The sequence below is a fragment of the Neosynechococcus sphagnicola sy1 genome (assembly GCF_000775285.1).
In the GTDB taxonomy this organism is placed as follows: Bacteria; Cyanobacteriota; Cyanobacteriia; order Neosynechococcales; family Neosynechococcaceae; genus Neosynechococcus; species Neosynechococcus sphagnicola.
The window spans coordinates 85417-106808 of the sequence record NZ_JJML01000009.1 but is presented as its reverse complement, the minus strand read 5'-3'; the positions used below and the strand labels follow the sequence as shown (position 1 = coordinate 106808).

Annotated in this window: 15 protein-coding genes and 7 pseudogenes; 10 read left to right on the top strand and 12 right to left on the bottom strand. The window is 52.9% G+C overall.

Annotation, left to right across the window (positions count from 1 at the left end; genetic code table 11):
* Positions 1 to 25: 25 nt before the first annotated feature.
* The 3 genes and pseudogenes from DO97_RS05660 to DO97_RS05650 form a co-directional block, all read right to left on the bottom strand.
* Positions 26 to 479 (bottom strand): annotated as a pseudogene (locus tag DO97_RS05660) (ferredoxin); the annotation flags it as partial.
* Positions 479 to 866, bottom strand: a pseudogene (locus DO97_RS30810) (DUF1257 domain-containing protein). The pseudogenes DO97_RS05660 and DO97_RS30810, both read right to left, overlap by 1 nt.
* Before the next feature lie 47 nt (positions 867 to 913).
* Positions 914 to 1123 carry a DUF2997 domain-containing protein gene (locus DO97_RS05650; RefSeq protein ID WP_036531638.1) on the bottom strand — a complete coding sequence of 70 codons (210 nt, stop codon included), beginning with the start codon at positions 1121 to 1123 and terminating at the stop codon, positions 914 to 916.
* A 374-nt stretch (positions 1124 to 1497) separates the two neighbouring features.
* Between DO97_RS05650 and bioU the strand changes: the two are divergent.
* A pseudogene (gene bioU, locus DO97_RS30805) lies at positions 1498 to 2545 on the top strand ((S)-8-amino-7-oxononanoate synthase BioU).
* A gap of 21 nt (positions 2546 to 2566) precedes the next feature.
* Here bioU and DO97_RS05640 read toward each other — a convergent pair.
* The 4 genes from DO97_RS05640 to DO97_RS05625 all read right to left on the bottom strand — a co-directional run bounded on the left by DO97_RS05640 (position 2567) and on the right by DO97_RS05625 (position 7756).
* Positions 2567 to 3160 (bottom strand): hypothetical protein, encoded by a 594-nt coding sequence (locus tag DO97_RS05640; protein WP_036531637.1) that lies wholly within the window; start codon positions 3158 to 3160, stop codon positions 2567 to 2569.
* Between the two features lie 20 nt (positions 3161 to 3180).
* Positions 3181 to 4410, bottom strand: a complete 1230-nt coding sequence (locus DO97_RS05635; RefSeq protein ID WP_036531635.1) for a type II secretion system F family protein — start codon at positions 4408 to 4410, stop codon at positions 3181 to 3183.
* 122 nt (positions 4411 to 4532) lie between these two features.
* A complete protein-coding gene (locus DO97_RS05630) occupies positions 4533 to 5654 on the bottom strand; it encodes a type IV pilus twitching motility protein PilT (RefSeq protein ID WP_036531633.1) in 1122 nt (373 codons plus the stop codon).
* 62 nt (positions 5655 to 5716) lie between these two features.
* A complete protein-coding gene (locus tag DO97_RS05625) occupies positions 5717 to 7756 on the bottom strand; it encodes a GspE/PulE family protein (protein ID WP_036531631.1) in 2040 nt (679 codons plus the stop codon).
* Between the two features lie 255 nt (positions 7757 to 8011).
* Between DO97_RS05625 and DO97_RS23740 the strand changes: the two genes are divergently transcribed.
* The 8 genes and pseudogenes from DO97_RS23740 (at position 8012) to DO97_RS05590 (ending at position 15530) form a co-directional block, all read left to right on the top strand.
* Positions 8012 to 8155, top strand: a complete 144-nt coding sequence (locus DO97_RS23740; RefSeq protein ID WP_156120456.1) for a hypothetical protein — start codon at positions 8012 to 8014, stop codon at positions 8153 to 8155.
* 306 nt (positions 8156 to 8461) lie between these two features.
* On the top strand, positions 8462 to 9172 hold the full coding sequence (gene grpE / locus DO97_RS05620; protein WP_036531630.1) for a nucleotide exchange factor GrpE: 711 nt from the start codon (positions 8462 to 8464) through the stop codon (positions 9170 to 9172).
* 294 nt (positions 9173 to 9466) lie between these two features.
* Positions 9467 to 11392, top strand: a complete 1926-nt coding sequence (gene dnaK / locus DO97_RS05615; RefSeq protein ID WP_036531628.1) for a molecular chaperone DnaK — start codon at positions 9467 to 9469, stop codon at positions 11390 to 11392.
* Between the two features lie 122 nt (positions 11393 to 11514).
* Positions 11515 to 12646: pseudogene (gene dnaJ / locus DO97_RS05610) on the top strand (molecular chaperone DnaJ).
* A pseudogene (locus DO97_RS30800) lies at positions 12643 to 12909 on the top strand (sulfurtransferase TusA family protein). Before dnaJ ends, DO97_RS30800 begins: the two co-directional pseudogenes overlap by 4 nt.
* Before the next feature lie 6 nt (positions 12910 to 12915).
* Positions 12916 to 14010 (top strand): small ribosomal subunit biogenesis GTPase RsgA, encoded by a 1095-nt coding sequence (rsgA, locus tag DO97_RS05600; RefSeq protein WP_052128432.1) that lies wholly within the window; start codon positions 12916 to 12918, stop codon positions 14008 to 14010.
* On the top strand, positions 14010 to 14666 hold the full coding sequence (locus DO97_RS05595) for a GNAT family N-acetyltransferase (RefSeq protein WP_052128431.1): 657 nt from the start codon (positions 14010 to 14012) through the stop codon (positions 14664 to 14666). The genes rsgA and DO97_RS05595 overlap by 1 nt, the downstream gene beginning before the upstream one ends.
* Before the next feature lie 288 nt (positions 14667 to 14954).
* Positions 14955 to 15530, top strand: a complete 576-nt coding sequence (locus tag DO97_RS05590; RefSeq protein WP_193365058.1) for a hypothetical protein — start codon at positions 14955 to 14957, stop codon at positions 15528 to 15530.
* A 7-nt stretch (positions 15531 to 15537) separates the two neighbouring features.
* Here the strand turns inward: DO97_RS05590 and DO97_RS05585 are convergent.
* Positions 15538 to 16672 (bottom strand): annotated as a pseudogene (locus tag DO97_RS05585) (histidinol-phosphate transaminase).
* Between the two features lie 108 nt (positions 16673 to 16780).
* Positions 16781 to 17740: a protein-methionine-sulfoxide reductase catalytic subunit MsrP gene (msrP, locus tag DO97_RS05580; protein ID WP_239651492.1), complete on the bottom strand. Its 960-nt coding sequence runs from the start codon at positions 17738 to 17740 to the stop codon at positions 16781 to 16783.
* A 554-nt stretch (positions 17741 to 18294) separates the two neighbouring features.
* Between msrP and DO97_RS05575 the strand changes: the two genes are divergently transcribed.
* Complete coding sequence (locus DO97_RS05575; RefSeq protein ID WP_193365057.1) at positions 18295 to 18705, top strand: 4a-hydroxytetrahydrobiopterin dehydratase; 411 nt, start codon at positions 18295 to 18297, stop codon at positions 18703 to 18705.
* A gap of 126 nt (positions 18706 to 18831) precedes the next feature.
* On the opposite strand, the pseudogene DO97_RS30795 reads toward DO97_RS05575, so the two are convergent.
* The 3 genes and pseudogenes from DO97_RS30795 to DO97_RS05560 all read right to left on the bottom strand — a co-directional run bounded on the left by DO97_RS30795 (position 18832) and on the right by DO97_RS05560 (position 21383).
* A pseudogene (locus tag DO97_RS30795) lies at positions 18832 to 20344 on the bottom strand (AAA family ATPase).
* A gap of 23 nt (positions 20345 to 20367) precedes the next feature.
* On the bottom strand, positions 20368 to 20877 hold the full coding sequence (locus DO97_RS05565) for a YceD family protein (RefSeq protein WP_036531625.1): 510 nt from the start codon (positions 20875 to 20877) through the stop codon (positions 20368 to 20370).
* 5 nt (positions 20878 to 20882) lie between these two features.
* Entirely contained in the window at positions 20883 to 21383 is a 501-nt protein-coding gene (locus DO97_RS05560) for a Jag family protein (protein WP_036531623.1), read from the bottom strand.
* Between the last annotated feature and the right edge of the window lie 9 nt (positions 21384 to 21392).

The following is a 21392-nucleotide window of genomic DNA, read 5'->3' as shown; positions in this document are numbered from 1 at the left end:
GGATCAAGGACTTTATTGGGGTGATTTTTTGCCGGTACCGTTTTTGGGCGATGGCCGCGGCATCAATCGGTAGCCCCGCACCGGGGATCGCTTGGTGCTGACGCTCTTGCTCCAACCGCTGGAGCTGGGCATAGGTCACCCAGTGAATACAGTCCACGGGACAGGTATCAATAGCTTCTTGAATCAATGCTTCCCCATCACCATCTTGGCGGATAGCGCGGGAACGGCCGTAATCGGGCTCAATGTAGAAGGTGTTACGAGCAACGTGGGCGCAATGCTTACACCCAATACAGGTAATCTCATCCACATAGACCCCTTTTTGCCGGAGTGACCCTCCCAATTCGGGTTCCAGCCCCGATCTGTCTGTGATGCTCCGGAAGCACCCCCCCGAATTCGGGTTCTAGCCCCGTCCGCAGCACTTCAGCCCTTGATACAGGGTGAACGCTGGTTGAGTCAGACACTAAAGGGATGTGCGTCATCAGGCACTCCAGCGCTGGAGCACCAAGCGGATGGAACCATCCTCAGCCTTTTGCTGCTCTGTAATTTGAAAGCCTTGGTCTGTGGTGGTATTCACCACAGTGTGGTAGGCGTAGCGCTGAGTGACTTGACTCAAGAACCGCTCTACGGTCCAGGGCTGTTGCCAGAACTGGAGATCGGCAACCAAGGCATATTCCGTGACCGTTCCAGCAAAAGCCAACATCATAGCCATTACGTTGCTCAATTGCAATTTCAGCTGCTTGGGTTTGTCCCCGATATCCCCGAACTTCTTGGGGACCCGGCTTCCAATCAACTCCCAAGTCGGAAAGCGCTGCTTGTAAAGAAGTGAGATCGCGAATTTGAGTTTTAATTTGGCTAAAGTGTGACATGGTATTTTTCAATCAATGAGATGGGATAAATCAATGGCTTTCCAGAGCTACCACTCGCTGAAAGTTACCTGGGTTTGCACGGCATTGGCATCGGCGACACTCTGGGCATAATATTCAGACGTTGGCTCCACTCTCAGAACTTGCCCAAGCTGTGCTTCCAGCGCCGCCGTTACGTCTGCACAGGTAGTGCCAGCGATACCCGTTACCTTCTCCTGTACGCGCCCGTCCGGGTAAATTACAAATTCTAGGGTTTCCATTTGCTTCCAGGCTTGCCTATGAAAAATGGTTAAAGAGATGATTGTGGCTACTGCCAATATTTAGCCCGCAAGATCTGACAACGACGGACTCTGGGGGTGGCGCTTAGGGAGCTTGCTCAAATATTCATTTGGATGTGGATTAATGTCTCACAATTCTTACGAAAATTATGGTATTACAACTCAAAACGTTACATAAATATGGAAATTTGTGAGCTGCTAGATTATTACTTGACAGTTTCGCGCAACTTGCAATTGCCGTCAAGCCGGATCAATAGCGATAAAATTTGATCCGCTCATGATTTTCTGAGGCAAGCCGGAGCTGTTGAACCTCTCCTCCCTGATAATTAAATTCTGTATTGCGATTGAGCAGGGTTATGCCTACAAACCAAGTCACCAGTCAAGTCAATCACCGCACTGCCGCGACTCCGTTGGCCAAGTCACCAATTCCAGTGGGTGTTTTAGGGTTTGGCGGTCTGGGAAAAGCCGCCGCTCGGGTGCTAGCAACCAAGCAACAAATGCGGTGGGTAGCCGCCGCTGATCAACAGGGGTACGCCTTTTCAGCAACTGGGTTGGATGCCGATACGTGTATCACCACCTATCAAGCCCAGGGAACCCTGGGCTATCTGGAACCGGGGGGGGTTGCTCAGCCGCCAAAGTATCACAGAGTTGATTACCCAGGCTCAGGGGGTGGTCGGCTACTTTCTCGCCCTCCCCAATCTCCCCAACACCTTTATGGTTTCCGTGGCACAACAATTCATTCAGGCGGGCTGGCGAGGGGTTCTGGTCGATGCCATTAAACGCACGAGTGCGGTCGAGCAGTTGCTATCCCTCCAGTCTGATTTGCAAGCAGCTGGAATTACCTATCTCACCGGTTGTGGGGCAACACCCGGCTTGCTGACCGCCGCCGCCGCCCTAGCTGCCCAGAGCTATGCTGAGATTCATCGAGTCAAGATTACCTTTGGGGTCGGAATTGCCAACTGGGAGGCCTACCAGGCTACGATTCGGGAAGATATTGCCCACCTTCCTGGCTATACAGTGGAGCAAGCTAGTCAGATGAGTGATGCTGAAGTCACAGCCCTCCTGGATCAAACCAATGGCCTATTGACCCTTGAGGGCATGGAACACGCGGATGATATTTTGCTAGAGTTGGCCGGGGTTTGTCCCCGCGATCGCGTCAGCGTTGGCGGGGTCGTCGATACCCGGAATCCCCAGAAACCCCTGAGTACCAATGTCCAGGTCACCGGACGCACATTTGAAGGTCGGATCTCTACCCATACCTTCACCCTTGGAGATGAAACCAGTATGGCAGCCAATGTCTGTGGGCCTGCCTTTGGCTACCTCAAGACGGGGGTGCAACTTCATGAGCGAGGGCTTTACGGTCTGTTTACCTCCGCCGAAGTCATGCCCCAATTCGTAGGCTAAACCCAGTTGCAGAATCTCGAATCAATCCACCCCCAATTCCTCAGAGGATCGGGATTCTGCTTGCTCAGATTCTTGAAGCTGCAGGGATTGGGTGACAAAGGGCAGACAAGCACCTTTCAGCCCTCGTCGAATCCGTTCCACGGTTTCAGGGAAGACGACAAATAGTGGATGGATGTCGTTAGCCCCATCGCTGATGATGTGCCGGTAACGCCGAGGCATCATCCACTCGTAGGTATGACTCAATAACACCTGGGTGCGTCGCCACCGTCCCAGGAAGTCGGAAAAGTCCTCCTGGGGGCGATGGATAAACACAAAAATCTCCACCCCGGTTTTAATCTTCCATTCCGGATCACACATCAAGATTGCGATATCGCAGGGCAGAGAGGTTACCTGGATAACCGCAGCTGATGGGGAGTCACCGCCTTGGTTCGCCGTCTGGGTGGGCTGCCGGAGTCGAATTGTCGGCAATGGAATAGTGATCACACTCTCATCAGATCGCCGCATACTCGGGATCATTTCTAAGTAAGGGCGGTATTGTTTCAGCAGGGCGATCGCTGCCAGTGAATTACTATACTCGGCCAGGAGTGTCTCATAGTGTGCCTGTTGTACAGCCATGAATTGGGTTCACCTCATCCCTAGCCCAATTTTTCAAAGACTTTAAACATGGGCAGATACATGGACAGCAAAATTGAGCCCACCATGCCCCCTAAGACCACAATCATGATCGGTTCAATAATGCTGGTCATGGCTTTTACGGTTTCTTCAACTTCGTTTTCATAAAAATCGGCTACCTTCATCAGCATCTTGTCAATCTCCCCGGTTTCTTCCCCAATGCTGATCATTTGAATTGCCATATTAGGGAACACCTTTTCTTTCTGGAGAGCAATACTGATCATGCCGCCGGTCTGAATTTCCTTGCGGGCTTCGTCTACAGCATTGGCAATCACCTGGTTGCCCGCAGTATCTCGCACAATTTCCAGAGCCGTGAGAATCGGAACTCCAGAACGGGTCAATGCCCCAAAGGTACGGCAGAAACGAGCGGTTGCTGTTTTTTGAATCAGTTCGCCAAAGAGTGGCATTTGTAAGGAAAAGCGGTCAATGGTTTCCCGGCCCACACGGGTGCGGTAGTAGGTTTGGAAACCAAAGGCGATCGCCCCCATGAGCAAAATGATAATGGCAACATACTGGGGAGTGCGCAAGAAGCGACTAATGGCCATCATAAACTGGGTAAACTCTGGCAACTCCACCTTGAGTTGCTTAAAGATGCCTTCAAAGGTAGGTAACACAAATACCGTCATGGCAACAAAAATGCCCACCGCCAGCAGCGTCACCACCACTGGATAGGTCAGAGCCGACTTGATCTGATTCTGCAACCGAGCCACATCTTCCAGCAATTTAGCCAACCGAGCCAAGACTTCATCCAACACCCCCCCCACCTCGCCAGCCTGAATCATACTGACGTAAAGATTGTCGAAGCAGGTCGGATGCTTCCGCATCGCCTCAGACAGGTTACTACCCTCTTGGACATCTGTACTAATCCCTTGGAGAGCCTTCTTCATCTTAGGGTTAGAGCACTGTTCCGATAGCACCCCCAAACTTCTGACCATCGCAACTCCCGCATTTACCATGGCTGCAAACTGACGGGAAAAAATCGCCTTGTCTTTTACCGTCACCTTTGTAAACGCGGCCTCGATCGTCTTCATGTCAATTTTGCTCAGATCAAAGCCCTGGGAAGCTTTCAGATCTTGGACAAATAAGCCCTGACTGCGGAGGGCTGTCCGGGCTTCCCCTAAAGAGTCCGCAGCAATTTTTTGGGTGCGGGCGTTCCCTCGACTGTCTCGGACACGGGCAACGTAGGTGGGCATTTTTCACATCCTTTCAAATGGGTGAACACTAGGGGCTGTCCAGATTTTTTTGATGGGTTGCAAACGCTCAAAAACACCCCCCTTTCAAACTCTTTAACCATCCACTCAAACTTGACGGAGTCCTAGGTACGGGTGACATAGGCACCTGTCTGTTTTCCGGGTATCCGGGCATCGCCAATTAACCGTTGGAGTTCATCGGGCTTGGAAGTCTTAGAAATGGCAGATTCAAAGGAGATCGTGCCAGCCTTGTAAAGATCTGATAAAACTTTTTCTAGAGTCTGCATTCCCAATTTACCGCCCGTCTGGATGGCCGAGTAAATCTGGGAGGTTTTCCCTTCCCGCATCAAGTTGGCGATCGCAGGGGTGACGATCATGGTCTCTTGAGCCATCACCCGGCCAAACTCACCGGGTTTCACGTTTCGCTTCGATACCAGGGTTTGGCTGAAGACAGCTACCAAGGAGTTGGAAAGCTGGACTCGGATCTGTTGCTGCTGTTCCGGGGGGAAGACATCCACCATCCGATCCACGGTTTGGGAGGCAGAACTGGTGTGCAGGGTGCCAAAGACTAGGTGACCGGTTTCCGCCGCTGAGATCGCCAGGGCAATCGTTTCCAAATCTCGCATTTCCCCGACTAAGATCACATCCGGATCTTCCCGCAGTGCCGCCCTCAAGGCGTTGGCAAAACTTTTGGTGTCTTCCCCAACTTGCCGTTGGTGAATCAGGCTCTTGATCGGTTCATAGACAAATTCAATCGGATCCTCAACAGTGAGAATATGTTCCGCGCGAGTCAAGTTGATGTTATTGATCATGGAAGCCAGGGTGGTGGATTTCCCCGAACCTGTAGGACCAGTGACCAGCACCAAACCTCTAGGTTTTTCAGACATCTCCCGTACCACATCTGATAATCCCAGGGTTTCCATGGTGGGAATCTTGGAACTAAGAGCCCGGAGACAGGCCGCGTAGGTGCCTCGATCTTTATAAACGTTGACCCGGAAGCGAGCTAAACCCCGAATCCCGTAGGAACAGTCTAACTCCCAATTCTGTTCCAGATTTTTCCGCTGAGTATTATTCAGCATACTAAAGATGAGTCGCTGGCACTGCTCCGCAGAGAGCGGTGGATGCTCCGTTGGGGTGAGGTGCCCACTGATGCGGATGTAGGGGGGTAACCCAGCGGAAACATGGAGGTCAGACCCACCCCGCTCAATCACCTCCTCCATCAGATCTTCAATCATTAGCTCTGACATACAGCCTTCTCCAATTTTTTCGTTGTCGTCCGTTTATTTCGGGTTGGGGAACTGCGATCGCCTCAATCTTGAAACCGTGGTGTCCCGCAATAGAAACAATCTAGCCATTCTTGCATCACCTCGGCACCACAGATGCGGCAATCCAGTGAACTCTTGCGCTTAGCCTTCAGTTCAGCTGCCAAGCCCGTATCTGTAAAGGTCACACGCTCCACCTCTTCAAAGGTGGTGAGTCCCTGTCGCACCAAGTTGAGGCTATAGGCTAAGAGGGTGACCATACCTTCCTCGACGGCGGTTTCCTTAATCCGTTCACTGGGGGCACCCTGGTTAATTAGCAGTTGCAGTGGCTCGGTGACTCGCATGACCTCATAGACCCCGCAGCGTCCCTTATACCCCCCGCCATTACACTTGGGACATAGTTTTTCATTCGTTTTTGCGGCTTGCAAGTCTTCGCCGATCAGGGTATTGGCTTTATAGAATGTGATTTCAGATGGTTGAGAGACTGCAAGTCCAAATCGAGCTAGTTCTTCGCGACTGGGTGTGTAGGCAATGCGACATTCACTGCATACCCGTCGCATCAATCGTTGGGCAACGACCCCCAACAGCGCCCCAGAAACCATGAAGGGTTCCACCCCCATTTCATCCAGACGGGGGATGGCTCCCGCAGCATCGTTGGTGTGGAGGGTGGTCAACACCAAATGTCCCGTCAATGCCGCTTCAATCGCTGTCTTGGCGGTTTCCTTGTCTCGGGTTTCCCCCACCAGAATCACGTCCGGATCTTGCCGCAGAAAGGCTCGGAGAATGGCCGCGAAGTCCACCCCCTTGTCACGGAGAACCTGCACCTGGGTAATCCCCGGCAGACCGTATTCAATGGGATCTTCTGCGGTACTGATATTCACCCCCGGATCATTCCGCTCTGCCAAAATTGAATAGAGGGTGGTCGATTTACCAGAACCAGTGGGGCCCGTGACTAGAATCAATCCAAAGGGACGGGATGCCATGTCTCGGACAATTCCCAAGGTATTGGGATCACTAATCAGCTTGTCTAGGCCCAATTGGGTGGAGGAGTTGTCCAAAATCCGCAGCACCACCTTCTCGCCAAAGCGGCTGGGTAGGGTACTGACGCGAAAGTCCACCTTCCGTCCCTGAAACACCCGCCGAATCCGACCATCTTGGGGCAGACGGCGTTCAGCAATGTCTAGGTCAGAGATAATCTTAAAACGGGAAATCAGAGCCGGGATAATTTTCTTGGGCAGGGGGGAAAAGGGTTCCTGAAGGACACCATCCCGGCGAAAACGAACCCGGAGGTACTCTTCCTGGGGTTCAATATGAATATCCGACACACCATCGGTGAGAGCCTTTGCTAAGATTTTGTTCACCGTTGCGATGATCGGAGCAGTAGAAGCCTCTCCCAGAGCTGCGTTGAGGTCGGCTTCGGCATCATCTTCACCGTCAGAATCATTGAGATCTAACTGCCCAAAATCCCCAATCTCTAGATCCTCGGCATTGACTTCTCTAAACTGCTTTGAGGCATTAGCAGTTTTTGGATCTATCTTTTGCTGCCGTTCCGCATGTTCATCTAGATACTTCGCGATCAACCGTTGGTAATCTTCCTGGGTGACCACCACCCGCTGCAAGGTCAACCCATTGGGACGCAAAATTCGGTTACTGAGTTCATCCTGAGCCTCCAGGTTGTCAGGATCCACCATTGCCACCAGCAGGGAAGGGGGATCGGTTTCACTCTTGGCGAGGGGGACGAGACGATAGCGACGGCAGGTGTCAATGGGGATCAAAGTGTCAATCAACTGACTGATCTGGCTGGTGGGATACTGATTAATTTCTGGGTCAAGAGATTCAACCCCAAACAGGATCTTCAGCTCAAAGAGTTGTTGTTTTTTGTATTGCCGCAACAAGTCGGGTGATAACTGTTGACCCGTAATCGATTCCAGCACCTCTGGTAGAGCCTTACCAGTCTTCCGGCTCTCTACCAAGGCTCGCTGCATCTGCTCACTGTTGGTATAACCCGTTTGGATCAGTTTGTTGCCAAAGGGAGAGAATTTATTCTGGACTATGAGGGCGCGTCGCGGGGACGAGGAGTTAGTCATAGCGGGTTACAGAGGATCTCCACTTAGAGTTTTCTCAGATGGGTTGGGTTCAGATGACTGAAATTTTAAGGTTGAAATTGGTACAGATGGTTTCAACGAGACCTAAGCTAAAGCTAAAAGAGAAGAGATGAAAATTTGTCCAGCTAAGTGCCGGTCTGAGAGTTTTGATGTCTCACCAGCCATCTAATCCGGGTAGGGTTACAATCCCACCCCAGGATCAACCTAATTCAGTTGTTGATAGCATAGCAGTGACGCTTGAGACTGCTGGCTCAGACATCTGCTTTCCCCGATATTAGCCTTGAATCTGATTGTCGTCAGGTTTCTAGTTGGCAGCTACTCGCTGAAAAATTATTTTTTGAGTTGAATCACCTGGAAATCCGCGATCGCGACACCCGGTAACCTTGCCAAAATCCCCTAGAGCCACAAAAAAACATAATTTTCCCGCATTATCTCCGTAGAATCCACAGGATCTACGGGAAGAAATTGTCTAACCCAGAGGTTGCCAAACGTTACAATAGGTAATGTCTGAATCAAAATTACACGGTTCAGCAAAAAGCTGACAACAGGATACCCTAGGGAATGAGTTTCACCATGAAACGTATCCAAGCTATCTCTGTGGGCTAGTTTGGTGTTATCTATAGCAATCATCACAGCCGCTGTCCAGTCAGCGACCTCTGCAACCTTAAAGAATGGGTTTAGTCAACCATGATCGATGAAGAAAAGCAGCCAGGAGAAGCGCAAAATCTCAGTGCTGAGGCTCCAGATTTAACCGAGTTATCCCAGGATTTCGTTTCAGTTGCGGCAACCGTTCAAGAGGGGCAGGATGCATCCGATGTCAGCCCAGTCCCAGGGGAAACAGATGGAGAGGTTCAGGAACTAGAGGCGGCAGTCCTAGACTCCCCGGCACCCCTAGCCGAGCTAGAGCAAACGATCGCAACCCTCAAGACACAACTTGAGGAGCGCAGCGGCCAGTATATGAGGATTGCCGCTGATTTTGAGAACTTCCGGAAGCGCACTCAAAAGGAGAAAGAAGACCTGGAGTTACAGATTAAATGCTCCACCATTGGAGAACTTCTGCCCGTGGTCGATAATTTTGAGCGCGCTCGGGCTCAGCTCAAGCCCCAGACAGACGTTGAATCGAACATTCATAAAAGTTACCAGAGCGTCTATAAGCTTTTGGTGGACTGCCTGAAACGCGTGGGGGTTTCACCGATGCGTGCTGAAGGTAAGGAATTTGACCCGGTGCTTCATGAGGCCGTTATGCGTGAGCCGACCAGCCTGCACCCAGAAGGAACAGTGATGGAAGAGTTGGTCAGGGGTTATGTATTGGGAGAGCGCGTTTTACGCCATGCGCTGGTGAAAGTAGCTGCCCCTCCAGAACCCGAAGATAGCGGGGTAGAAACTGAAGCATCCTAATCGCCTAGGGGTTCCGCTACTGCCGTTAGTACAATCCGCTACTATCGCCAGTACAACTATTGACAGTACTGACGAATATTGAAGTTGCGATGACTCGGAAGCCTGTGATAGCCTCGAAGGCATGACTCAGAGTCTAGGATGCTCGTTCAGATGAAGCCTGATCTGGGGTGCATTGATAAACTTTCAGTAAAGATTTAGGATTGGGTTGCTAAAAATGCCGAAAAAGTGCGGAATACTCTTCCTTGAAAATGACTCCTGACCCCAAGATTTTGCACACCTTCGCCGCCGCCTCCTATGGGTAAAGTTATCGGCATTGACCTAGGCACAACCAATAGTTGTGTTGCTGTTCTAGAGGGCGGTCAGCCTGTGGTGATCACCAACTCTGAGGGGGGACGAACCACTCCTAGTATGGTGGGATTTGGGAAGGCTGGCGATCGCCTCGTGGGGCAACTGGCTAAGCGTCAGGCCGTCACCAATGCTGAAAATACGGTCTACAGCATCAAGCGGTTTATTGGTCGTCGCTGGGATGAGACGGACGAGGAGCGGGCGCGGGTTCCCTATACCTGTGTGCGTGGGCGCGACAGTACGGTCGATGTCCAAATCCGAGGGCATGTTTATACGCCCCAGGAAGTCTCGGCCATGATTCTGCAAAAGTTAAAGCTAGATGCAGAGAACTATCTGGGTGAAGCAGTGACCCAGGCGGTGATCACGGTACCCGCCTATTTCAGCGATGCCCAGCGTCAGGCAACCAAGGATGCCGGGACGATCGCGGGACTGGAAGTACTGCGGATTATTAACGAGCCCACCGCCGCTGCCCTCTCCTATGGTTTGGATAAGCAGGATCAAGAACAGCGGGTGATGGTTTTTGATCTGGGCGGTGGCACCTTTGATGTCTCGATCCTCCAACTAGGGGACGGGGTCTTTGAGGTCAAATCCACCTCTGGAAATAACCATCTGGGGGGAGATGATTTTGACAATTGTGTTGTTCGCTGGATGGTTGATCGCTTCCGTGAACAAGAGGGGGTGGATCTATCCGTTGATAAAATGGCCATCCAACGACTGCGAGAGGCGGCAGAGAAAGCCAAAATTGAATTGTCTTCAACTGTCACCACCTCAATTAACCTGCCGTTTATTACCGCCGATGAGACAGGCCCTAAGCACCTGGAAATGGAATTGGCACGGGCCAAGTTTGAAGAACTGGTAGCCCATCTCGTAGAGGCAACCATCGCCCCCATGGAGCTCGCCCTAAAAGACTGTGGCCTCAACCATCATCAAGTGGAGCGCATTGTCCTAGTGGGGGGGTCAACGCGAATTCCCGCCGTCCAAGATGCGATTCGCAAGTTCTTTGGCGGTAAAGCCCCCGATCGTTCCGTCAACCCCGATGAGGCCGTCGCCCTTGGGGCTGCGATTCAGGGTGGGGTGATTGGGGGAGAAGTTAAGGACTTATTGCTGCTGGATGTGACGCCACTCTCCCTGGGGATTGAGACCTTGGGAGAGGTCTTTACGAAAATTATTGAGCGTAACACCACCATTCCCACCAGTCGCTCCCAGGTGTTTTCCACGGCCACTGATGGGCAAACTTCCGTGGAGATCCATGTCTTGCAGGGGGAGCGAGCCATGGCACGGGATAATAAGAGCTTGGGTAAGTTTGAGCTGACCGGTATTCCGCCAGCTCCCCGAGGTGTACCTCAAATTGAGGTGTCCTTTGATATTGATGCCAATGGCATTTTAAAGGTCTCGGCACGGGACAAAGGCACAGCGCGGGAGCAGAGTATTCAAATTACCAATCGGGGTGGTCTCAGCGATATGGAAGTCCACCGGATGCAGCAGGAGGCCGTGCTCTATGCTGAAGCCGACCGTAAGCGCAAGCAGATGGTGGAACTCAAAAACCAAGCAGACAGTTTATTCTATAACTATGAATCAACCCTGCGGGATCATGGGAGTTTGCTCAGCCAAGAATTTAAGGCCCAAGCAGCGCAGGCGGTAGTTGAGCTCAGGGCTGCGATCGCCAGCAATACCACAACAATTGAAGACATGAAGCAACGGTTGGAGTCCCTGCAACAGATTCTCTTTGCTATCGGAGCTGCCATGTACCAACACGGAGACCCAGAGGGTGCTAACTTTGCGGGGAGTGGCTATGCTCCGCCTGGAAGTGACACCGCAACCCAGATCTATTCAGAAGATGACACGGTAACGGCAGACTATGAGGCCATTGATTGAACCCAGATATCCAAGTTGTGAGTCTTCTGCGGGAGATCCTTGAACCTACCGGCTATCGCTGAACACTCTCACGATTCTCGTCTTCTCTGAACTTAACCCTATCAGTCACCTATCTCTGCTCTATGGCTCGTGACTACTACGAAATTTTGGGCGTTGCTCGTGACGCTGATAAAGAAGAAATCAAGCGAGCTTACCGACGGTCAGCTCGAAAATATCATCCGGATGTCAATAAAGAGGCCGGTGCGGAGGAGCGGTTTAAAGAAATCAATCGCGCCTATGAAGTGCTATCGGAGCCAGAATTACGGGCTCGTTATGACCGCTTTGGAGAAGCAGGCGTTGCCTCGGGTGCAGGGGCAGCTGGGTACCAGGACTTTGGCGACTTGGGGGGCTTCGCAGATATTTTTGAAAGCTTCTTCAGTGGCTTTTCGGGTGGCCCCTCTGGTCAAGGCCGACGGCGAGATGGCCCGCTGCGGGGGGATGACCTGCGGCTAGATCTAAGGTTGGAATTCCGGGAGGCTGTCTTTGGGGGCGAAAAGGAAATTCGCATTAACCACATGGAGAACTGCGGCACCTGTCGCGGGTCGGGGGCAAAGCCAGGAACCCAGCCACGGGTCTGCTCCACCTGTAGCGGCTCCGGTCAGGTGCGGCGAGCTACCCGTACACCCTTTGGCAGTTTTACCCAGGTATCCGTTTGCCCGATGTGCAACGGCTCCGGTCAGGTGATCGAAGATCGTTGTGAGGTTTGTGGGGGTCGGGGACAAAAGCAGGAAACCAAAAAACTCAAGATTACGATTCCAGCGGGCGTTGATAATGGTACCCGGCTGCGGATCTCTGGAGAGGGAGATGCAGGACAACGGGGGGGGCCGCCAGGTGACTTGTATGTCTACCTGTTTGTGAATGACGATCCAGAATTCCGGCGGGATGGCACCAATGTCTTATCAGAGATTGAGGTCAGCTACCTGCAAGCGATTTTGGGGTGTCGTCTGTCCGTGAACACTGTGGATGGTCCCGTAGAGATGACCATTCCACCCGGTACCCAACCCAACACGATTCTGACCTTGGAAGATCATGGAGTGCCCCGATTAGGCAATCCGGTGAGCCGGGGCGATCATCTGCTCACCATCTTGGTGGAAATTCCCACACGGATTACACCGGAAGAACGAGAACTCCTGGAAAAACCTAGCAAAGATACGGGGCGATCGCACGGGTAAAGGGGGACTGGAAGGATTTCTCGGAGGACTCTTTCGAGGATGACGGATTCGCCCACCACCACAACCCCGGGCCACCTGCCCACTGCCGCTCTGGATCTGCGGGGTAACTCCCTGCCCGATTAACCTTTGTCCGCACCAAACTGACCTTGGAACAACTTCCCTTAGGGACGTTACTGGAAGTCTGGCTTGATGCAGGAGAACCGATTGAGCAGGTTCCTGACAGCTTGAGAATGGAGGGCTATCAGGTGGAACAGATTCAGGATCGCACCGACTTTTTTTGCCCTCTTGGTGCGGAGACCCACCTAACCACCTATGGTTTTGGACAGCCCTGCCCACTCCTCCAAGCATGATGAACCGCCTCTACTGGGACGCGTTGTCTCGGTTCAGGCCAACTACTATCAGGTGCAGCTAGAGCCAGGATCAGGAGCTGGAAGCAATGACATTGCTCCTGCTGGAGAAGCGGCCCAACTGCTGTGTACCCGGCGTGCCCGGCTGAAAAAAATTGGTCAACATGTGATGGTGGGGGATCGAGTCCGGATCGAAGAACCCGATTGGTCGGGGGGACGGGGGGCGATCGCCGAGGTGCTGCCGCGCCATACCTCCCTGGATCGACCTCCCATTGCCAATGTCAATCAAATTCTCTTAGTATTTGCCTTAGCAGAACCCTCCCTGGAGCCTTACCAGTTAAGTCGGTTTTTGGTGAAAGCAGAGTCAACGGGCATTGATGTGTGTCTCTGTCTCAGCAAAAGTGACTTGATCTCCCCAGAGCAGCAACAACAGTGGCAAACTCGCCTCGAAGGGTGGGGCTACCCGTCTCTGTTGCTCAGTACCTGTACGGGCGAGGGATTAAATCAACTTCAGACTGCTCTCAGTCAGCGGATTACCGTTGTCTGTGGGCCATCGGGTGTGGGCAAATCGAGTCTGATCAATCGGTTGATTCCGAACGCCCAATTACGGGTTGGACAAATCTCCGGCAAATTGAGTCGAGGACGGCACACCACCCGCCATGTGCAGCTCCTAGAAATGCCTGGAGGCGGCTTAGTTGCAGATACACCGGGCTTTAATCAGCCAGATTTGACCTGTACGCCAACGGATCTGGGCACCCATTTTCCGGAAATCCAGCAACGTCTTTCTGCCTGTCAGTTTAACAATTGCTTCCATCGGGATGAACCCAATTGTGCAGTTCGGGGAGATTGGGAGCGCTATCAGCACTATCTTTACTTCCTAGCGGCGTTACAACAACCGCTGTTGCAGCATGAGGCAAAGATTGAATCCAATGTCAAACTGAAGAGCAAGCATGCCGGACAATCTCGATATGAGCCGAAATTAGCTCCGAAAAAATACCGCCAGATCTCCCGGCGGCAACAACAGCAATCCCTGCAAGACCTGTTTCGGGATGGGTCGTGATGTCGCCCCAGTTCCCGCTCTCTACATCTCCTGGACTCCTACCAGCAAGGGTTTTAACGTCAATCCAGCCTCCCTTACAAATCTCTGCGGCCCAACCTCAGCATCTCCAGGGGTTAGCTACCATCCTCACGGATAGTTTTCATCCAACGCTCCGTTCCCTGTCCTGGTTCTATGCACTGCTGCGGGCTGGCATCTATGAAGACCTGCGCCATCGCCTGCGCCATGCTTCCCCCTATGACATCTGTTTGATTGCCCTGGATTTAGACCCATCCTCTTCGACTCTCCCCATGCCTCTGATGGGCACCGTTGAGTTGGGAGTGCGCTCCCTTGCCCCTCCTTGGCAGATTCGCCCTGCCGTTCCCTATCTATCGAATTTGGCAGTGGATGCTGCTTTCCGGGGGCGGGGAATTGCCAAACAGCTGTTGCTGGCCTGTGAAGGCATTGTCCTGGCTTGGGAATTTCAAGATCTCTACCTCCATGTTTTGGAGAATAACTATCCAGCTCGCAGACTGTACGAGCAAATGGGCTACCAATTGCAGCAGGTGGATGGTTACTGGGGTGTCCGGTTGTGGCGGCAACCTCGACGCTTGTTATTACACAAACCCCTGAACGGCGCAGCGACATTCCCTGGTGTTCTGGAACTGCCATCCTGTTAGCAGACAATACAGTCGGATTAACCCGCTACTGGGGAGGCTCTTCATCAAGACTTCATTGAAATTTTAAACAAAGAGGCCCTGAATCTCCGTTTTATCCAGGAGGGGCATTCTAGAATATGACCAGTAAATCACGGTTGAACCCACCTTGGCGCAGTTGCTATGTTGATGCTATGGCAATTTTTCTCCCATCAATTTGTCAGCATATAATCGCCAATTGTGGAATCACTTCCTATGGAGGGCAATGTCATGAATGCCGTGCCATGGGTCAAAATTGAGAACTACACTGAAATGAATAGCCAACATCGTCAGCGTTATCGAGCGGCTGTTTGTGAAGCTGATCTCTCCGTCAGTTGGGGTTGGGTAGTGAAAACTGACATCCTGAATCAGGACATTGCAAAGTTCCCGCAAGCGGATCAGATCCTGGAACATCTTCAGAACGGTCATCTCTTGACCGTCAGTAGTCGTCGTCGCAATGGTTTAATTCTTGGTAAGCCCTATTACGCAGAGTTCGCAGGGCCGGGAGCAGTCGTGGGTGGGATCTTCGATCTAGATTGTCAGTGGATCATCCCCGTGGGCGATTTGTCATTGGTGTCTCCAGAGTCCTATGATGAGCGCCAAAAAGCCTACCTAATTCGACGGCAATGGATTCGCTTGACTCAACAGTTTACCGGCGATCCAGCACCGCTCCAGCGAGCTCACATGATTTTGAATCAGTTAGAAAATTATTTCGATGCCGATACTATTACCCAACTGCCTGATGCTGCGGTTGCCCTACTGGTGGGGGTATTTCCAGACACGATCACGGCACTGCGACGGGGAGCGGAGTCTCTGCACAGTCGCGATGGGCTGAGAATTGCCAGCTAGGGGTCTGTCATGCGGCAGGGGAGGGCATAGGCTCCAGAATTTTACTCAGGCGATCGCAGGTGCGGCGATTTTCTACGGGACTGCCAATGGTAATCCGCAAGCCACCGCCAGTATGACGCACCAAGGTACCCTCGGCTTTGAGTTGCTGACACAGCCAAGCCAGAGAAGGTTGTCCCTGGTGGAGTTGCAGATAGACAAAATTGGCTGCACTGGGCCAGACCTGGAGGGTAGGATGCTGGCTCAAGCGGTGAATGAGCTGAGATCGTTCCCTCAGGGTTTCGGGAATTGTGGCCAGGAATTCCTGGCGGTGGGTGAGGGCTAACAGGGCTGCCGCTTGGGAAAAACCTGGGGAGGTTGTAGGGCAGGCGGACTTTTTCTAGCACCGTCACCAGTTCTGAATCGGCGATCGCGTAGCCGACGCGGTGAGCCGCCAGCCGAAATGCCTTAGAAAAGGTGCGGAGAATCACCCAGTTGGGGTGTTGCAAGAGTTCCCGCACCCCGGTGAGTTGGCTGAATTCAAAGTAAGCCTCGTCAATCACGACTAAAATATGACGCGGCAGCGATCGCAACCAGGCCCATTCAGCAGCGGTCAGGGCATTGCCAGTGGGAGAGTTAGGGTGGACGACAAACACCACTCGCAGCATCGGATCATCTTGAAGGGCAGCATTGGCTGAGGCCAGATCTAGTTCAAAGTTGTCTGGGGAGCGCCCCACCGTAATCACGGGGATGCCCAAGGTTTGCGCCAGTATGGCGTACATGGAAAAGGTCGGATCAGCTACAAGAATCGAACCCTCCCCTCCGAGACAGGTGGCAATCAACAGGGAACGAATCAGTTCATCGGAGCCATTACCCACGGAAATATGGGCTGATGTAATGTCCGGGATGGCAGCAGATTCATTCACATACTCGGCGATTGCCTGCTTGAGAGCACGATGCCCGCCATCGGGATAGCGATGATTCTCCAATTGCTGCTGGTAGATGTCGGCGAGTTGCTGCTGAAGTGCGGCGGGGAAATTATAGGGACTCTCGTTGGTATCCAACCGATCATAGATCATGATCGCCCCTGGATGACCTCCGTCACCCCCTGGATGGGGAGTATAGGCTGAAAAGTGGGTGAGGTCTGAGCGGAGAAATGGCAGCATAGGGCTTAACAGGGGCAGCGATCCATCTCCCTAGTTTAGACTTTCTCCTCCCCTGGAAGGCTGGAAAATTCTTAGTTTCCCTGACCCTTGCTAGGCATTATCGATACTTCACCTGTACAGAGATGCAACATACTCGCCATAACCGTTGTAGGGGAGGGTCGGGCGTTGCTCCCAGGTAAACTTCTCACCGGGGCCAATCAACCGCTCAGTGGCTTGAGACCAGCGAGGATGGGGCTGACTCGGGTTCACATTGGCCTCAAAGCCATATTCCTCTGGGACGAGGGTATTCCAGAAGGTGGCGGGCTGACGGTCAACAAATTCAATTTTGACAAGGGACTTGGCTCCCTTAAAGCCATACTTCCAGGGAGTAACCATGCGCAGAGGTGCTCCATGCTGTTTCGGCAGCCGATGGCCATAAATCCCCACGGCAAAGAAGGCCAGCTCGTTGGCCATCTCAGCGATGGTTAATCCTTCGCGATAGGGCCAGGGGACCTCTCCAAACAGCCAACTCGGACCCAGGGTGATTTTGGGGTCATAAAAAGAGGTAAAGCGAACAAACTTCGCCGTTGGCAGGGGTTCCACCGCAGTCAACAGCGATCTCATCGGAAACCCAATCCAGGGCACTACCATGGCCCAAGCTTCCACGCAGCGAAAGCGATAAATTCGTTCCTCTAGGGGAAAGGCTTTGTAGAGGTCATCCAGGTCGTAGGTACGGGGATGCTTCACCAGACCGCTCACCTCTACTTGCCATGGGTCAGAGGGGAGTGCCTGGGCTGCCTGCCAGATCGATTTGGTGCGACCAAATTCATAGAAATTGTTGTAGTGAGCGGCTAGGATTTCATTGGTAATGGGGCGGCTCGGATCTACGGAGGTAAACGCCGGGTTGCGGGGGGCTGAGAGGGGTAAGGGCTGGGGATTGGGTGCGGTTTTGATGGCGGTGGGAGATTGGTGACAAGCACTCAGGGGCACCATGCTAGCACCCATTAACCCCTGTAACAAGCGACGACGACCCCAAAATACCGCTTCTGGTGTCACTTGAGAGGTTGATAACTGCCAGGGGGGACGCACACGTAAAAAAAACCATAGGATACAACTCCAGAGAGCCTGACCACTGATTGACCACGGCTGTGAAAGCCATAGCCACAAAGCTTTGGGCGATGATGTGTCAGGCAGCCTCCCAAACTTGTCCTATGACAGTTTGAGAATATTCTAAGCTGCCTGACCGAAAAAATGGGATACAAGCCTCGCCGTTCTAGGGTGGCTTTTGGTATGGTTAATATATGCGCCAGAGCAGGATGGGTTGCCACTCTGAGTACCCTGCCAGCCCTCCTAAACCCATCTCGGTGCCGCGATCGCTTGAGGAAACCTCTATGCTACGAAGTAAGCATTTCCTGTCAGCAGCCTAGTGGTCTGTCAAGAATTTTTTAAGGGGGTGAAAACTCTCAAAAAATAACCCCCATAAAATCTTGATCTACCCACTAGAGGTTGACAGAGTACTAGAGTCTTAGGGAGTTCAAGCCTTCACTTCCAGGGAGTTCCCCGCCATGCACCCTCTTCAACTCTTTCGCCATCTTTGGGCTATCGCTCAAGGCCGATCTGGTGACCGAGGAGCGGTCTGGCTGATGACCTTTGCAGTTGTTGTGCTTCTGGTGCTCTCCACGATAGTGATCCAGACTCACCAACCTGTTGCCGCGATGACTGCCATTGCCCCAGTTCAGTCCACCCTTGTTCAGAGGTCTCCCATGAGTGCACCCACCCGATTGTCTGCCGATGAAGTCAATGCTGCGCTGCGTGATCTCAACGGTTGGAGCCTTGAGAACGGCAAACTCCACCGCCAGTTTCAATTCCCGTCTTTTATAGAAGCCTTTGGCTTTATGTCCAGTCTGGCCTTAGTGGCTGAAGCCATGGGACACCACCCGGAGTGGTTCAATGTTTACAACCGGGTGACTATTGATCTGACCACCCATGATGCCGGGGGCATTACCCAGAAGGATCTGGAGCTGGCGCAACGAGCCAATCAACTCGCCCGCTAGTCCATGATGTTTCTGGGCATTGATTTGGGTTGGCAGTCGGGATCTAGACGATATCAAATTGCAGTGTTTCTCCATCCCGCGATGTTGCATCTGTTTGGGCTGGTGCAGATTTTGAGATATCAAGCTTTAGTGGGAACGGGGAAGACGGGTATTCAGACTAAGGGAGCGGGAGGCCAGTCGTGCCTTCCCCGCAGCGGCCCAGGCTTGCAACTGTTGGATTTGTTCCTGGGCGGTGCGAGCCAGGGGTACCATCTGGCTGGCTGCTGCCAAAATATCATCAGTGGTGAAGTCACGGCTGTGGCTGAAGCCTAGGTGCATCGCCTCGATCAGGGTCTGTTCAATTTCAGCCCCGGAAAAATCAGGAGTCTCGTAGGCCAATCGCTCCAGATCGTAGGTTTGGACATTATGGGGACGTAGACGCGCCAGATGCACCGAGAAGATCTCTCGTCGCTCTTCTTGGCTGGGTAAGCCAACAAAGAAAATTTCATCGAACCGTCCCTTCCGCAGCATTTCTGGCGGCAAGGCTTGAATATTATTTGCCGTAGCAACCACGAACACGGGGGAAGTTTTTTCCGCCATCCAGGTAACAAAGGTGCCAAACACCCGACCAGTGGTGCCACTATCCCCTCGACCCTCAAAGCCCGAAAAGGCTTTATCAATCTCATCAATCCAGAGCACACAGGGGGCTAGCGCCTCCGCCAATTGAATCATTTGCCGGGTACGGGATTCTGACTCCCCCACTAGTCCTGCAAATAACCGTCCCACATCCAAGCGCAGTAAGGGCAAATGCCAGTGATGGGCGATCGCCTTGGCCGTCAGGGATTTACCCGTCCCCTGAATCCCCACCAGCAATAATCCTCGGGGATGGGGCAAGCCATACTGCCGTGCCCGTTCAGAAAATGACCCCCCCCCGGCGCAGCAGCCATTCCTTGAGGTTATCTAACCCGCCAATATCGGTGATCTCTGCCCGAGTAGGATAAAAGTCAAGAATTTGGGTCTGGCGGATCGTCTGGCGTTTTTCTTCCAGCACCAGATCCACATCATCCGCCCGCAGTTCCCCATGGAGGGCGATCGCCCGTGCCAAGACTCGTCGAATCCGTTCCATTGACAGCCCCTGACAGGAACGCACCAGCTCATCCAGCACCCGGCCGTCGAGTCGTTGCCCCATGCCAGCGAGTAACCGTTCCAATTCCTGCCGAATCTCCGTGGTTTGGGGCAGGGGGAACTCAACAACGGTCAAGACCTCGGTGAGGTCATCGGGAATGGCAAGGTGGGGAGCCAGCAAAATCAGATTTTTGGGTTGGGATTTGAACGCCCGCCCTAGGTTCCGTAATTTACGCGCCACCGCCACATCCTCAAGAAAGCGGTGAAAGTCTCGCAGAATCAAGATGGCGGGGGCATCCGGGGGAAGTTTTTCCCCAAATTCCAATGCTTGTAGAGGGTTGCGCCGACCACAGCCTTGATCATTAGGATTCCCCTGAAAGCCTTCAACAAAGTCCCAGGTATAAACAGCTCGATTTCCCTGCCGTCTCGCAGCCTCCGCGATCGCAGCCTCCACCCGCTCTTCCTCTTGGGTGGGAATGTACAGCAGCGGATAACGCGCTCGTAATAGTAGATCCAGTTGTTCACGAAAGCTCATCGGCTTTCCCTCCGGTGCCGCATCTAACTGGATAACTGCCGTTTCAGTGCTTCCAGAGAGGCCCAACGGCGGTCAACTGGGGCTACCGCTGCCTCGGCGTTGGAGTCAGCGAGTTGAATTCCCGGACATTGGCGATCACACAACTGGCGGAGGGGCAAGGCAAGACACAGTTGCTGATATAGCCACTCCATGGGATGGAACCAGCCCTGGGGTGAGAGGCTCTCCACCAAATCTTCCGAAGCGACTTCTCGCTCTAGGGGCAGTTCGGCAGGATTCGGGGGCTCTTCCAGCCAGATCAGCTCTGAGGTCTTCAGGCTGAGGCGATGGTTATAGCGCTGGAGACAGCGATCGCAGGTGAGGGTGACGATCGCCGTTGCCTGGACTGCCACTTCTAGATAGCTAACCTGATGGGTCACCCGCAATTCCCCTTGGACAGGGGTTAAGGTCTCCAGTTCTGGGAAGCAGGTTTGGAATTGCATCAATGCAGTGCGCTCAGGCGCTTTGGTCAACTGGGGAATGAAGATCGCATCCATCGAGCTTAGGCCTCCGGGAGTGGGCGGCGGACGGTTAGGTAGCGCTGGGGTTCCTGCCCCTGACTGTAGGTTTGCAGGTCTGCAAAGTCCTTCAGGTAAGTGTGGATCAAGCGACGTTCCGCCGCTGATAGGGAGGGAATGACGAAGTCTTCCCCCGTGGCCCGCACTTGGGCAGCAGCAGTTTCTGCGATCGCGCGCAGTTCCGTGTGTCGCTGGAGGCGATAACCTCCTAACTCAATGGTGTAAGCCTGCTGCTCCGTTGGCGGTTTACCCAAATTCAAAATCGTATTGGCGAGATATTGGATCGCGTCAATCGTGCTCCCTTGTGGCCCCACCAACCGCTCTATCTGGACAGGAGTGAGTTGGTTGTGATCAATGGTCAGCCAGCAACTATCCGCTTCCAGAGACGTAACTGACTCTCCAGACTCTACGGTGGTGGAGAAACCGCTGAGGCGCAGTAACTCCACTAGCCAGTTTTGACCGCGTTGGGCGTACTCTCCATCCATCCGTTGTTC